The sequence below is a fragment of the Methylobacterium nonmethylotrophicum genome (assembly GCF_004745635.1).
Lineage (GTDB): Bacteria > Pseudomonadota > Alphaproteobacteria > Rhizobiales > Beijerinckiaceae > Methylobacterium > Methylobacterium nonmethylotrophicum.
In genome coordinates this window covers 38,089-52,697 of record NZ_SRLB01000007.1, presented here as the reverse complement: position 1 = coordinate 52,697, position 14,609 = coordinate 38,089, and the positions used below count along the sequence as shown (strand labels likewise).

Annotated in this window: 13 protein-coding genes; 10 read left to right on the top strand and 3 right to left on the bottom strand. The window is 63.9% G+C overall.

The features are described 5' to 3' along the window. Window positions 1–485 precede the first annotated feature (485 nt). The 3 genes from EU555_RS10835 (at window position 486) to EU555_RS10825 (ending at window position 4,293) form a co-directional block, all read left to right on the top strand. Window positions 486–1,585, top strand: a protein-coding gene (locus EU555_RS10835) for an IS3 family transposase (protein WP_135414679.1) whose coding sequence is annotated in 2 segments (ribosomal slippage) — window positions 486–738 and window positions 738–1,585 — 1,101 coding nt in all. Because the reading frame shifts where the segments join, the coding sequence is not laid out codon by codon here. 409 nt (window positions 1,586–1,994) lie between these two features. Continuing rightward, window positions 1,995–3,197 (top strand): alpha/beta hydrolase family protein, encoded by a 1,203-nt coding sequence (locus tag EU555_RS10830; protein WP_135414678.1) that lies wholly within the window; start codon window positions 1,995–1,997, stop codon window positions 3,195–3,197. A gap of 247 nt (window positions 3,198–3,444) precedes the next feature. Then, on the top strand, window positions 3,445–4,293 hold the full coding sequence (locus EU555_RS10825; protein WP_135414677.1) for an MBL fold metallo-hydrolase: 849 nt from the start codon (window positions 3,445–3,447) through the stop codon (window positions 4,291–4,293). 56 nt (window positions 4,294–4,349) lie between these two features. On the opposite strand, the gene EU555_RS10820 is transcribed toward EU555_RS10825, so the two are convergent. Continuing rightward, window positions 4,350–5,282: a LysR family transcriptional regulator gene (locus EU555_RS10820; RefSeq protein WP_135414676.1), complete on the bottom strand. Its 933-nt coding sequence runs from the start codon at window positions 5,280–5,282 to the stop codon at window positions 4,350–4,352. A 741-nt stretch (window positions 5,283–6,023) separates the two neighbouring features. Here EU555_RS10820 and EU555_RS10815 point away from each other — a divergent pair. From EU555_RS10815 to EU555_RS36945, 3 genes are all read left to right on the top strand, one after another. Next, window positions 6,024–7,718: a sensor histidine kinase gene (locus EU555_RS10815; RefSeq protein WP_167858509.1), complete on the top strand. Its 1,695-nt coding sequence runs from the start codon at window positions 6,024–6,026 to the stop codon at window positions 7,716–7,718. Then, a complete protein-coding gene (locus EU555_RS10810; protein ID WP_135414674.1) occupies window positions 7,715–8,377 on the top strand; it encodes a response regulator transcription factor in 663 nt (220 codons plus the stop codon). The genes EU555_RS10815 and EU555_RS10810 overlap by 4 nt, the downstream gene beginning before the upstream one ends. A gap of 146 nt (window positions 8,378–8,523) precedes the next feature. After that, a complete protein-coding gene (locus EU555_RS36945) occupies window positions 8,524–8,754 on the top strand; it encodes a response regulator (RefSeq protein WP_245524244.1) in 231 nt (76 codons plus the stop codon). Window positions 8,755–8,925: 171 nt separating this feature from the next. Here the strand turns inward: EU555_RS36945 and gstA are convergent, their stop codons facing one another. Both gstA and EU555_RS10795 read right to left on the bottom strand, forming a co-directional pair. Continuing rightward, window positions 8,926–9,534 carry a glutathione transferase GstA gene (gene gstA / locus EU555_RS10800; protein WP_135414673.1) on the bottom strand — a complete coding sequence of 203 codons (609 nt, stop codon included), beginning with the start codon at window positions 9,532–9,534 and terminating at the stop codon, window positions 8,926–8,928. Between the two features lie 156 nt (window positions 9,535–9,690). Beyond that, window positions 9,691–10,401, bottom strand: coding sequence for a TetR/AcrR family transcriptional regulator (locus EU555_RS10795; protein WP_135414672.1), 711 nt, complete (start codon window positions 10,399–10,401; stop codon window positions 9,691–9,693). Between the two features lie 126 nt (window positions 10,402–10,527). On the opposite strand from EU555_RS10795, the gene EU555_RS10790 reads away from it, so the two are divergent. From EU555_RS10790 to EU555_RS10775, 4 genes are all read left to right on the top strand, one after another. Further along, window positions 10,528–11,952, top strand: coding sequence for an MFS transporter (locus EU555_RS10790; protein WP_135414671.1), 1,425 nt, complete (start codon window positions 10,528–10,530; stop codon window positions 11,950–11,952). A gap of 21 nt (window positions 11,953–11,973) precedes the next feature. Continuing rightward, window positions 11,974–12,747, top strand: coding sequence for a cyclase family protein (locus EU555_RS10785; protein WP_135414670.1), 774 nt, complete (start codon window positions 11,974–11,976; stop codon window positions 12,745–12,747). A gap of 77 nt (window positions 12,748–12,824) precedes the next feature. After that, entirely contained in the window at window positions 12,825–13,592 is a 768-nt protein-coding gene (locus tag EU555_RS10780; protein ID WP_135414669.1) for an SDR family NAD(P)-dependent oxidoreductase, read from the top strand. 288 nt (window positions 13,593–13,880) lie between these two features. After that, on the top strand, window positions 13,881–14,537 hold the full coding sequence (locus EU555_RS10775; protein WP_135414668.1) for a response regulator transcription factor: 657 nt from the start codon (window positions 13,881–13,883) through the stop codon (window positions 14,535–14,537). The last annotated feature ends 72 nt before the right edge of the window (window positions 14,538–14,609 follow it).

Genomic DNA, 14,609 nt, shown 5'->3' with positions numbered 1-14,609 from the left:
GGCGCGCACCGCAAGGCCGATCGCAGGATCCCGTGCGGATGTGGTCAGCCCCCAGCGCAATTGTCCGCCCTTAAGTATGGCTCTGAGCCGACGGAGGACGGACGCGATGGGAACGAATACACATAGCCGCCACTCTGCAGCAGTCTCTCAATCCGTCCGGTCTGACATGCCGCCGAAGTCGCGATTTGCCGTCTGGGTCGATGCTGTCCCACCGTCCCGCGCTATAAGGCCGGGACGCATGGGACAGAGGACGTGAGTGAGTTAGGTAATCCGCGATGATAGCATCACGATGGTGCTGTCCATTATTCCAGCCCTCACAGGTGTTGACGCCCCTGACGTCCCCCTGGTCCTGACCCCGCGAACTGGTCCGGGCCGAGCGCAAGTTTTTCGGGCATTCTGAACCCTTTGACGTCCCCCCATCGCTTTGATCCAGCCAGAGTGCGAGTTTTCCGGTTCTGTAAGACCCCGACGGGAGGAGCAGAGCCGTGAAGAAGAGCAGGTTCACCGAGGAGCAGATCGCCTTCGCGCTCAAGCAGGCCGAGACCGGAACGCCGGTGGCGGAGGTGCTGCGCCGGCTGGGCATCTCCGAGCAGACGTTCTACCGCTGGAAGAAGCTCTACGGCGGCCTCGGCACGGGAGAGCTACGGCGCCTGAAGCAGCTGGAGGAGGAGAACCGCAAGCTCAAGCAACTCGTGGCCGATCTGAGCCTCGACAAGCATATCCTGCAGGACGTGCTCGCAAAAAAGCTCTGACGCCTGCTCGGCGACGCGAGCTCGTGCACCAAGTTCAGGAGGCGCACGGGGTGAGTGAGCGGCGCGGCTGCGTCGCGCTCGGCGTCGGTCGGTCGAGCATTCGTTACCGCTCGACCAAACCCGATCAGGCACCGCTGCGGATGCGCATCCGTGATCTCGCCAAGAGCCGCGTGCGCTACGGCTACTTCCGGATCTACATCCTACTGCGCCGGGAAGGCTGGCGGGTAAACCACAAGCGGGTCCACCGGCTCTACAAGGACGAGGGCCTGAGCCTGCGGCTCAAGCGGCCGCGCCGGCACGTCAGCGCGGCCCACCGGGAGTGTCGGCCTGTCCCGGTGCGGCCCAACGAGCGATGGTCGATGGACTTCGTCTCCGACGCGCTCTTCGACGGCCGCCGGCTACGAGCCTTGACGGTGGTGGATGCCTTCACGCGCGAGGCTCTGGCGATCGAGGTGGATCAGGGCATCAAGGGCGAGCAGGTCGTGGCTGTCGTCGCCCGCTTGGCACTCCTGCGCGGAGCACCGGGCACGATCCAGGTCGACAATGGGCCTGAGTTCGTCTCGAAGGCGCTCGACCGCTGGGCCTACGAGAACAGCGTCGCGCTGGATTTCTCGCGGCCAGGCAAGCCGACCGACAACGCGCTGGTCGAGTCGTTCAACGGGCGGCTGCGCGACGAGTGCCTGAACGCGAACTGGTTCTTGTCGCTGGCCGACGCCCGGGCCAAGATCGAGGCGTGGCGGCGGCAGTACAACGAGAGCCGTCCTCACACAGCCCTGGGGTGGCGGACGCCCCAGGAATTCGCCTTGGCGGCGGCCCGAGAGGCTGCCGAATGAGATCTGGAGGCTCACCCTTCGGCCGGACCAAAATCCGGGGGACCGTCAACAGCCCGAGAACTTGCATAGGCCGCGGACCACAAACCGGGGCAGGACCATGAGATCCGGAGGCTCACCCTTCGGCCGGACCTAGATCAGGGGAGCCGTCATTCCGCGAATTTTACGTCGGATACGGCAGCATCGAAATCATAGAAATCAATGATGTTATCTACTGCAATCGAACCACATATTTGAGCCGCGGCGCGATGGGCGACTCGCGGCATGCAACCGCTTCCGCTCCCAACGCCCCACCTTGCGGAATGCCGGTCGCTGCCCGGGAGCGGAAAGCCGATCGCGAGTCACGCGCCCGACCCAAGGTGCGCTGACAATCAATCTGACCGACCAACACCCGAAGACGGAGAGCTAACGGATGAAAGTCGTTTTCAAGGACGATCATTTCGCCTTCGAACTCGTTCGAAATTTGGGTTTCATGTACTATGGGGGCTCGGATCTGGGTGAGATGGTCGCGACGGCAGAGCAGATCGTCGAAGGAGACTTCGAAGACTGGTTCGCAAAATGGGATGCGCGTGCGCGCCGAACCCTGTCTCGTGCGGATGAGAGTTTGACTGGTGGACATTTGGTGAGTGCCCGGCAAGCCTATCTGCGGGCTTCCACGTATTTCCGCATGTCGGAGTTCTACCTTCACGGCAATCCTGACGACCCGCGGATCCTGGCGTCGATGCGGGCCTCCCAGAAGGCCTACACCAAGGCAGCCGAACTCACGGGTTCGACCTGGGAGCACGTCGAGATCCCCTACGAGGGGACGACTCTTCCGGGCTACTTCTACAAGCCGGATGATTCCGGCAAGCGCCGGCCGACGGTCATTTTCCACGGGGGTTACGACTCGAGCCTCGAGGAACTCTTCTACTACGGAGGAGCACCTTCGATCCTCCGCGGATACAATTGCCTGACCTTCGACGGCCCCGGACAAGGTGCGCCGATGCGCGAGCAGAAGCTGCCGTTCCGCTACGATTGGGAGAAGGTCGTGACGCCCGCGGTGGACTACGCCCTGACGCGGTCGGACGTCGACGGCGACAATCTGATCCTAATCGGCATGAGCCTTGGCGGCTATCTCGCCGCGCGCGCGGTCGCCTTCGAGCACCGTTTCAAGGCCGCTGTTTTTTTCGACGGCGTCTACGATCTCTATGACAGCATGCGCAAGCTACTCCCCGCGGAGGCAATCTCGGCTTACGAAGCCGGTGACAGAGACGCGTGCCAACGGATCGTCGAAGTGGAGATGCATAAGAATACGCCCTTGAAATGGAATATCAACCAGGGCACATGGTCATTCTCTGTGCCAGATGCGGCGGGCATATTAGACACATCCAAGCAATACACTCTTCGCGATATCGCGAACCAGATCCAATGCGCGTGCTTGGTGATGGAAGCGGAAGACGACATCTTCTTCACCGGCCAGCCGGAACGCGTCTATGACGAGCTGAAGGCGCCGAAGACTTTCGCGCGCTTCACCGCTAAGGATGGAGCCGAGAATCACTGTCAATCCGGTGCACTGTCCTACAAGGACGAGGTGGTCTTCAACTGGATCGACGCCACACTTAAATCACCAAGATAAAGATATATTAATGCATAGTCCCAAGACGATCTGAGTGACTGCGCCGCACTCGTCACTCGACCAACCAGGAACGCTCGACCGGATAATTTGAAAGTGGGGGAAAAAGCTTGGCGAGTTCACGTTGCTGCCATACGGCACACAGAGAAGCAGGACTAGTGAAGCTTGAACAGGCTGGCGGGCGGCAAGAACGCACCTCTGCGTCATCCATGAACGTCGATCTCAGCCATTGATTGCGACGGAGCCTCAAGTGGTCGAACGAATTTCGATCGAACACGCGACTTTCGGCCTCCTCGGGCCGCTGTCGCACACGCCGACGCGCACAATGTCGGTCCACTGCGTGATCATCCTGATCGGCGACAGGGTTATCCTCGTCGACACAGGCTTCGGTACCCGCGAGATGCTGGAGCCGAACCGCTATCTGGGGTCGGACGCGCTCTTGAGCCTCGGCATCGTGGTAGACGTTCGCCTGACGGCTCTCCATCGCCTTGCTGCACGCGGCATCCGCGCCGAGCAGGTCACGGATATCGTGCTCACGCATCTCGACGCCGACCATGCCGGCGGCCTCCACGATTTCCCTGGAGCGACGGTTCACCTTTCGGCGGAAGAATTGGCTGCCTACGACGAACCGCAGTCCAGGGGGTCTTATCATCCGTATCAAGTGTCCCGCCAGACGAACTTGACGACGTATGGTCCGACTGACGAGCAGTGGTTCGGTCTGCCAGCCCGGAGCTTGCCCCTGCCTCAGGGTCTCGACGCAAAGTTGATACCGCTTCCCGGGCATTCCAAAGGTCACTGCGGCGTCGCCTATCGGGAGAACGGGCAATGGACACTGCATGCCGGCGACGCCTACTTCGATGCACGGGTCAACTTTCTGGATACTCCTCCGGGCCTACCGCTCGAAATCGCAATGCAAGCCGACCCCTGCGAACGCGTCGCAAGCTTGTCTAAGCTGAGGGAATTACGAAGCAGGTATGGATCCGAAATAGCCATGTTCTGCGCTCACGACCACCAGGAATATACAGGCTGGACGGAAGGTCGTGGCAGGACGGATCCGGTTGATGTTTTCGGTAGAAACCTACCACAGTCGTCGACTTGAAGCGCTTGCCCAGTGACGGCCTCGCTCGATTGCTCCCCAGTTGCGAGCGAGGCCGTTCATTCGCCGCCACCGCCGATATTACAGGTTGACGACCTGTTACCGCTACGCGTACGAAACACGCCCGCCAGCCAGTCGATGAACACCCTCACGCGCACCGACAGGTGCCGACTGCGTGGATAGAGCACCGATACAGGCATTGGAGCCGGCGGGAAGACCTGCAGGATCGGCACCAGCAGCCCCGCCGCGATCTGGTGCTCCACGCGGTAGCGGGGGACCTGGATGAGGCCGAGCCCCGCGAGACCGCTCGCCGTGTAGATTTCCGCTCCGCGTACGACGATGTCGTAAGGCAGCGAGATCTCCCGCACCTCGCCTTCCATCCTGAAGTCGAGCGGATAGGGCTGTCCTGTCGTTGAGGCGGCGTACGCAACCATCCGATGGCCGTCGAGATCGTCCGGCGTCGCCGGCGTGCCGTGGCGTTCGAGATAAGCCGGGCTCGCCAGAGTGACCTGATCGAACACGGCGATGCGACGCCCGATCAGGGACGAATCGGACATATCGCCCGACCGCACGACGCAATCGACGCCCTCGGTGATCAGGTCGATCATCCGATCGCCTTCGCTGAGGCTGAGAGAGATCTCGGGGAAGCGCGCCAGGAACTCGGGCACAGCGGGCAGAACGTAGTGCCGCGCCACGGTGCCCTGCATGTCGACGCGAAGCGGACCCTTGGGCTTCGCGCTCCTGAAGACGCTCTCGACTTCGTCCAAGTCCGCGATCAGTCGGACGCAGCGCTCGTGGTACAGCGACCCGTCGAGCGTCGGTCTGACCTTCCGGGTCGTCCGTTCGAGCAGCCTGACGCCGAGATGCGTCTCCAGGCGCTGGATCGCCTGAGTGGCGGTGGGACGCGGCACTTGCAGGTCCCGGGCGGCCTCGGCGAAGCTCCCGCGTTCGACGATCCGCACGAACAGCCGCATGGTGTCAAAGCGATCCATAGCTACCAGCCGCCGATTGTTATGTGATGTGAAACAGTGATGTTGATCACGGCATACTAGTTCGAGAGCGAACAACAGCTAGCTTCCTACCCGAAATCGGCAGTAGGGGAAGGCGAAATGGCGGAGCGGCGGCAACCGGTGACCCGAGGCACGAACGGCGACGTTGGCCTGCAAGTGTCGTCGCTCGTGCGGTTCTACGGGGTCGCAGCACCAAACCCCTGTACGCGTCTCCGCGCCGCCTAGTACCTCGCCGGTCCTGAGGTCTCGTCGCGCCACCGATCTCCCCGGCGGCCTCCGTTCGATCAACCTGTGCACCGCGCTTCAGGATCTGACTCCGGCAGCAACCCGGCGGAGGAACCGCACCTATGAACACGACGGAAAGGGTTGCAACCATCACGGGAGCGTCCCGCGGCATCGGAGTCGCTTTCGCCCGCCGGCCCACCTGCGACGGCCGTGCGGTTATCGTCATCCATGCAGGCCGCGCCGACGCGGCCGCTGGAGCACCGTTCGGTCGCGCTGCTATCGGGCGGTACTTTAGATTTTTGATTTTGCTGCATTATCCGGGACGAGCCGGCATCCGCTTTATCGGACAATGCGTGAGTCGCGGATGCACTCAACCGATCGGCGACGATCGCAGCGACGTCATCAAGAGCCGGCACGCCCGGCACCATCGACATGCCTAAACAGAGGCTATCCCCGGCCACAAGGGGATTCCTGTCGCCGCCGGGATCCATCGTTCCCGTGGTCGGGGCCGCTGCAAGTCTCGTTGTCTTCTGGCATGCCGGCGACTTAGTCGCACCCGTGCATCTTGAGGCGGACCTCCGCGCCTGGCTGCTTTTGCTGATTGCGATCTGTGCAGGAGCGATCATCTCCTATATCAATAGAATTCGTGCCTCGACGAAAACAATCAGGGCCGAGTTGAACGTCGTCGGGCAGGCGCTGCAGTACCACCAACGGCTGATCGATGCTCTGCCTACTTTGATTTGGGCGACCGACCAGGACGGCGCAATCATCTTCCTCAATCGACGCTGGCTCGACTATACCGGGGTGAAACGCGAGGACGCGGCCGAAGGCGGCTGGCTCGGCGCCGTCCATCCCGACGATCGCGGCCGTCTACTTGCCTACCAGCGGTCTTTTCTCGCTGCCGACTTGCCCGCCGAAACCGAGGCGCGGATGCGACGAGCCGACGGTGAGTATCGCTGGTTCCTCTTCAGGGGCGAGCCGTTCCGCGATCCGTCCGGCATCGTCCAGTGGTTCGGAAGCTCGACCGACATCCACGACAGTAAGGCGGCACAAGAGACGCTGCAACGAGAGACCTTGCAACGGACGGCCCTGAGGGAACGCGAGCGCGCGTTACGAGGGGTCGCAGGTACGGTTCCGGCGCGTATGGACCTCGTCGTCGGTGTCAGCCTGCCGAACGACACGAACAGCGGGATCCAGCGCGTCGGCATCTCCTTCCACAAGCTGCAAGAGGCGGACGGCGCGCAAGCTGGGGCTGTGCTCGAAGGCTACGTCCACTCGGACGAAAAGGCACTCGCCGCGGCCGCCCCGGAACTGCCATACGCGACTGGCGAGCCCTTCATCGGGCGCGACCGCACTGACGGTGTAGAGGGGGAGCTGGGAGGGGTTGACGGGTGGATCCACCCTCGTCGGGACGATGCCAGCAAGGTCGGCAGGTCAAACGGTTTGATGAACGGGGTCAAGGCCCAGGAGAACCTTCGCGCCGCTCAGCGAAAGCTGTCCCGCGCTTCCCAGTTCGCGAGTCTCGCGGAACTCTCGGCCTTGATCGCGCACGAGGTCAAGCAGCCCCTCGCCGCCGTAGTGTCTAACAGTCAAGCCTGCCAGCGGTGGCTGTCGAGCGAGACGCTCGATATCGGCCGACTCCGCTCGATCCTGGATCGCATAGTCCGCGACGCCAACGCCGCGGCGGCCACCGTGACGAGCGTCCGGGCGCTCTACGTCAACGCGGCGACCGCGCGTGCGTCGATCGACGTCAACGACGTCATCGAGGAGGCGCGACTGCTGCTGGCGGACGATCTGTCGAGGACCGGGACGATGGTGCGCACCGAGCTGGATCGCCATGTCCCGCAGGTGTCGGCGGATCGGATCCAGATCCAGCAGGTGCTGGTCAACCTGCTCCGCAACGCCATGGAAGCCGTCGTGGCGAACGCCGCCGGTTCGCGGATGATCGTTGTCCGGTCGATGGGCCGGGACGGAGAGGTTCGCGTCGAAATCTGCGACAACGGCTCGGGAATCGAGGAGCCGGACCGGATTTTCGAGCCACTTTTCACCACGAAGGCACGAGGCATGGGCCTAGGCCTCGCCGTGTCGCGATCAATCATCGAGGCGCATGGCGGGACGATTGCGGTGGAGGCCGCAACGCTGCGGGGCACCGTGTTCTCGTTCGGTCTTCCCATCCCGGCGAGCGCTGCGTGAGCCCGCCGGGCGGAGATGGCATCGTCTACGTCGTCGATGACGACTGGCGCATCTGCGAGGCGCTCGACGAATTGATGGCTGCGAGCGGGCTCTCGGCCCGCACCTTCCAGTCGATGGGCGCCTATCTCGCCCACAACCAAGCCAACCTGCCCGGCTGCCTGGGCTTGGACGTCGATCTGCTGGATACCAACGGCCTCGACGTCCAGGAGCAGATCGCGGATGACCATCCGCCGATCGTATTCATCACGGGACACGGCGACAACCCTTTCTTCGTCAGGGACATCAAGCGCGGCGCGGTCAACTTCCTGACCAAGCCGTACGGCGATGCGGAACTGCTCGCGCCGATCCGCAAGGCGATTGAACTGGACCGAGCCGGTCGTGCGCACTGGGCGGAACTCCAGATCCTGCGATCTCGCTACAATCGTCTCACCCCGCGCGAGCGCGAGGCTCTTCCCCTGTTCGTCAGCGGCCTCCTGAACAAGCAGGCGGCCGCTGAGTTGGGGAGCAGCGACGTGACCATGCAGATTCATCGAAGCAAGATTATGCACAAGATGGATAAATATTCTCTCGCCGACTTGGTCCGCATGGCCGGCAAGCTGAAGATATCGATCAATCACTCCCGCGCAGGGAAGCGCCCCTTCCATGGCGACCACCCGTAGAGCGTACGTCGCAGTCATCGACGACGACTTCCGCGTACTCGAGGCGATCACGGAACTGCTGGAATCGGATGGTCACGCCGTCCGCTCGTTTGCGTCCGCCCAGGCATTCCTGGACGCGCGCCCTGTCGGAGGTCGACTGCCTGATCATGGACCTCGTGATGCCGATCGTGGACGGCTTCGATCTGCGCCGACGGGCCCGCGCCGAGCGCCCGGACATCCCGGTCATCTTCGTCACCGCGCGGGACAAGGAGACGGATCTAACGCAAGCCGAAGCCGACGGACATGACGGCTTCTTCCGCAAGCCATTCGACGGAGACGCACTGCTGAGCGCGGTCGCCGAAGCGGTCGCCCGGGACGGCCGAACGAGACAGGGATGACCGTGAAGGCGTCTCGAGGAAGCGACTGTTGCCGTTGCCGGCCGATGCCAACTCGCCTCGTTTCCTGCCCGCAGAGGCCTGTGGCAGGACGACCGGATGGGGTCGGGCGGGAATGAGACCCGGGCACCGCCCACGCACCGGCAGGGCCGTACCGGCGACGCTTCATGCCGCCTACGACAACCCCTCCGCAGCGAGTGCGTCCCGCACTGCGTCACGGGCGACGATGCGTTGCCTGAGCGCGTCGAGGCGCGGCCAGCGGGCAATGTCCACGCCGAGGTCTATCGCCCAGCTCAGCATCACGAACAGGTAGGCGTCCGCGACCGTGAAATTCGGCCCAGTGAGGTAGGGGCGCCCGTCGGAGATCTCCTCGTCGATCACGCCCAGCTTGCGCCCGAGATCGGCCAGCACCGCAGCGCGCGCCTCTGGCGACAGCGTCGGGCCGAACAGCGGCTGAAAGACCTTGTGCACCTCAGCCGCGATGAAGTTCAGGTGTCCGTTGAGTCGCGCGCGCTCGACCGTGCCGGAGACGGGAGCGAGGGTGCCGGGCGCATGCTTGTCGGCCAGATACTGCACGATGGCCGCGCCCTCGGTCAGAACCTCGCCGTCGTCGAGTTGCAGCGCGGGGACGTAGCCCTTCGGATTGATGGTGGTGAAATCGATCCCGGATGCCGTCATCTTGTTCGTCAGATCGACGACTTCGAGCTCGACGGGAAGGTCGAGCTCGCGAAGAACGATGTGCGGCGAGAGCGAACAGGCGCCGGGGCTGTAGTACAGCTTCATGAGACCTCTCTGGTTGCGGTGTGCTCGAAGTGCTAACGGGCCTCGCCACTGCGTCAAACCCGGTAGATCGCGGGGACGGCCCCATGTATGCGCGTGCGGAAACGCACCAAAGTCGCAACAGCTGTTCTACCGAATTCCCTACGCGAGACGACCCGGCTACGACCGAGCGCGCCGGCCGCTCTTGATCGTCGCGCGCGGACCCGCCGGCGGGGACGTCCTGGCAAATTGCGAGAAGCCCGCAAGGAAGAACGCGACGCGGCCGCGCACGAGGCGGGCACGGTCGTCCATGACGGGCAACAGCCAGACGTGCTTGCGCACGAGGCCCCACACGAAGGACGATTGCAGATCCCAGACGCGCTCGTGGAGATCGTCGTCCTCCATGATGTCCGACGTTATGCCGAACTCGTGCCGGACCTCCTCCATGACGCGGCCGATCTGCGCCTCCACCCGCGCCGACACGTAGCGCCGCGTCAACTCGTTTCCAGCAAGCCCGGATTGCATGACGATCCTGATCCAAACCGGATCGTCGATGGCGTCCAGATAGGCCTCGTAGAAGACAATGAGCCGGAGTTCGAGCGGATTGGAGCGATCGGCGAGCGCGTCCAGCCAGCGCTCGTCCCATCGGGACGTGTAGACATGATCGTAGACGCGATCCAGCAGTCCCTGCTTGCTGCCGAAATAGGTGAAGATCAACGCCTGCGAGATGCCCAGAGCTTCCGCGAGGTCTTTAAGCTGGCCGTCGAAACCTCGTGTGGCGAAAAACGCCACCGCCCCTTCCACGATCATCTGCACGCGCGCCTCGGGATCGAGACGACGGCGGACGGCATGGACGCTGTCTGACCTGGTTCGGATTCGGGCGGCGGCCATCCCTCAGCCTAGCTCGCGGCCTTGTTGAGCGCAACTTGAATATCTCTTGACATTCGCCGCGAGCCTTATTCAAATTCGACTCAATAACTGGTCCGTCATCGGACGGCGCCTCTGGAGCAGGCAACCATGTTCGAAGCTCTCGACGACCAAGCCAGGCTCAGCCGCAATCAGGTCCGTCTGATCGCTGCCACTATGGCGGGCAACGTCCTCGATTTCTTTGACCTCTTCCTGATCGGGTTCGTGCTCGCGCTCGTGGCGGGGCCCTGGAGCTTGACCTTCGGCCAGTCGGCCTCCGTGCTGCTCGCCTCGGGCCTCGGTGCCACTGTCGGTGCGATCTTCTGGGGCTGGATGGCCGACCGGGTCGGCCGCCGCCCAGTCTTTACCGCCACCATCGCGACGTTCGCCTCGGCGACCGGTGCCCTCGCCCTGGTTCCGGAGGGGGGATGGGTCTGGTTCGTGGCGTTGCGCTTCGTCGTCGGCTTCGGTGCCGGCGGCCTCTATTGCGTCGACCTGCCCCTGGTACAGGAATTCGTCCCGACGCGTATGCGGGGCCGGATTGCAGGCTTGGTGACGGCCGCCGTGCCGGTGGGGCTGCTGCTCGCCTCGCTCGCCACCGCCACGCTGGCGCCCATCATCGGCTGGCGCGGACTGTTTCTCCTCGGCGCGGCCCCGGCACTCGTCCTTCTCGCCGTCAGGGCCTGGGTACCGGAATCGCCGCGCTGGCTGATTATGCGGGGACGTCCCTCCGAAGCGCGCCGGAGTGTCGCCTGGGCCCTCGCTGTGCCTCCCGAGACGTTGTCCCTCCCGGTGCCAACCGCCACCGGCCCGAGCGCCTACGGTTTCGGCGCATTGCTGCGTCACCCGCGCAGCCTCGCGGTCTCCTGGTTGACCAATCTCGGCATACAGACGGGCCATTACGGGGTGACGATGTGGGCTCCCACCCTCCTCGTTCTCATTCTCGGGGTCACTCCGGCGACCGCGTCCTGGTACATGGCCGTCGTCGGCGTGGCCGGGCTCGCCGGGCGCTTTCTCTGCGCCTGGCTCTCCGATCGGATCGGGCGGCGGGCCTGCGGCGTCCTCTTCGGGGCATCGGCCGCGACGGCGCTCCTGGCGGCCGGGCTGCTCAACAGTGCCGTCCTCGGCGGCATCTCCGTCTTCTGGCTGCTTCTGGTGGTCGGCAACGTCTTCGTGGATGGTGGCTTTGCCGTCGTCGGTCCGTATGCCGCCGAGGTCTGGCCTTCGCGATTGCGGGCGACCGGTCTGGGTTCCGCCTACGGGTTCGGCGGAATCGGCAAGATGCTCGGCCCCCTCGGCCTCGCGCTGATCGTCGGCACTGTGAACGTCGTCGCTCCGCAGGCGACCGTCGACGCCGTACCGCTCGCCTTCGCCTACTTGTCGGCCTGGTTCGCCCTGATGGCGATCGCGTTCGGCGTGTTCGGCTTCGAGACGCGCGGTCGATCGATCGAAGAACTCGACGCCGCTCTCGAGGGCGCCGACAGGCCGTCGCGTGCGTCCGCCGCTCCGGCGCCCGCCGAGGTCAGCTCTCGTTAGATCCCGACAAGGAGGCTTATTATGGCGCGACGCATCGTCGACATCTCCATCGCCCTGGATAACGAAACACCCGTGGATCAGCCCGGCTTCGGGCCGCGGATCGATTACCAGACGCCGGCCGGCAATACGGGGGAGATCCTCAAGTTTTTCCCCGGCCTGAGGGTCGACCAGTTGCCGGGCGGCGATGGCTGGGGGAATGAGACGGTGACGCTGCGAACGCATAGTGGGACCCATCTCGACGCCCCCTATCATCACCATTCCACCATGGATCGCGGCAAGCGGGCGATCACCATCGACGAGGTGCCGCTGGATTGGTGCCTGCAGCCGGGGGTCAAACTCGATTTCCGGCACCTGCCCGACGGTCACGTCGTGGCCGCTGCGGAGGTGGAAGCAGAACTCGTCCGGATCGGGCACCAGCTGCGTCCCCTCGACATCGTGCTGGTGAATACCCGCGCGAGCGAGCGCTACGGGCATGACGACTACATCGACACCGGGATCGGCATGGGCCGCGAAGCGACGCTCTATCTCCTGGAGCGCGGAGTCCGTCTGACGGGAATCGACGCCTGGGGCTGGGACGCGCCCTTCTCTCACATGGCGCGACGCTTCGCCGAGACGGGCGACCCCTCGATCGTCTGGGAAGGCCACCGCGCCAGCATGGAGATCGGCTACTGTCACCTCGAGAAGCTGATCAACCTCGAACAACTGCCCGATTCGGGTTTTCAGGTCTGCTGCTTTCCCGTGAAGGTCAAGGGCGGCTCGGCCGGCTGGACGCGCGCCGTCGCGATCCTTGACTGACCCGGCCCCGGCGCCCTCTCGCAGCGAAACGCTCTGCCCTGCACCGCCTGAAGGAACAGAGTCGACGAGGAGAGACCATGTCCGATCTCAATTTATCGAGCGTAGCTCGCAGCCGGGGAGAGCAACTCGCTGGGCTCATCGCACTCGTGACGGGGGCGGGCCGCGGCATCGGCAGGGCGTGCGCGCTGGCCTGCGCCGCAGCCGGCGCCGAGGTGATCGCGGTCGCCCGGACGGAGGCGGACCTGGCTGCGTTGGCGGCTGCGCATCCACGCATCCGTCCCATGATCGCCGACGTGGCGGCGGACGAGTTCCCGGCGCGCATTCGCGCCCTGCCGCATCTCGATATCCTGATCAACAACGCCGGCACCAACCGGCTCCAACCGCTGCCGGAGGTCGACGTCGCCACTCTCGACCACCTGCTGCATCTTAATGTTCGCTCAGCCTTCTTGGTCTCGCAGGCGGCTGCCCTTCGCATGCTGGAACTTGGGCGCGGCGGCAGCATCGTGCATATCTCATCGCAGATGGGCCATGTCGGCGGCCCCAAGCGCGCCGTCTACTGCATGACCAAACACGCCATCGAAGGGCTGACGAAAGCGATGGCAGTGGAACTCGCCTCGGCCGGCATCCGCGTCAACGCCGTCGCCCCCACCATCGTCGAGACGCCGATGACCGCCCCATTCTTCGAAGATCCGGCATATCGCCAGTTCGCCCTTTCGACGATCCCGATGGGCCGCGTGGCTCAACCCGAGGACGTGGCCGAGGCCGTCGTCTACCTGGCTTCTCCGGCCGCAGGTCTCGTGACCGGCACGAGCCTGCGCGTCGACGGCGGTGCCACCGCTCAGTAGCCAAGTCCTCGAAAATCGCCTGGTCTCCGGAGCGTATCTTGATTGACCTTTCTGAACCAAATTTCGCCGCCGAGTCGCGACGTGCCTCCGGATGAATTTTAGGTCTCTGGTCCCGAGCGCGCGGCTGACCTGTCCGGCCGTTATTCGGGAGAGCGCCACGCTCAAAGAACGCACCCACTCGGCGGCTCATGGAGGCGAACCCGCGCTCGCCACACCCCACCTTGCCGTCCCAGCCGGACTGAGGGGTGCTGTGGTCGTGTCCGAGCCTTCCGTGCGGGAGGCCGCGGTATGAGCCCGAGCCGGGACGGCATCGTTTATGTCGTCGACGACGACTGGCGGATTTGCGAAGCGCTTAATGAGCTAATGGCGGCGAGCGGCTTGGCGGCACTCACGTTCCAGTCGATGGCAGACTATCTTGCTCAAAGCAGAGTCGACGCGCCCAGCTGCCTAGTCCTGGACGTCGATCTTCCCGACATCAACGGCCTCGACTTCCAGGAGCAGTTCAAGAACGCACACCCGCCGATCGTCTTCATCACGGGATACGGCGACATCCCGTCCTCGGTTCGGGCGATCAGGCACGGGGCGATCAACTTCCTGACCAAGCCGTACGACGACGCGGAGCTGCTGGCCTCTATCCGCACGGCGATCGAATTGGATCGGGCCGATCGTGCGCAACGCACGGTCCTGCAAGCCCTGCGGGAGCGGTACGAACGTCTCACGCCGCGAGAGCGCGAGGCTCTTGCGCTCATCGTCAGCGGCCTGTTGAACAAGCAGTCGGCCGCGGAGCTGGGCATCAGCGAAGTGACCATGCAGATCCACCGAAGCAAGATCATGCAGAAGATGGACGCATCATCACTCGCCGATCTTGTCCGCATGGCAGATAAGTTGCAAATACCAATCAATCATTCGCGCTCTGGGAGGATCTTGTTCCGCGACAATCATTGAATAAAATATTGTGCAGAGTAATTATGTAGAAATAAAGTAAGATCCGATCGATCGCGACCATCCGTGGTAAGG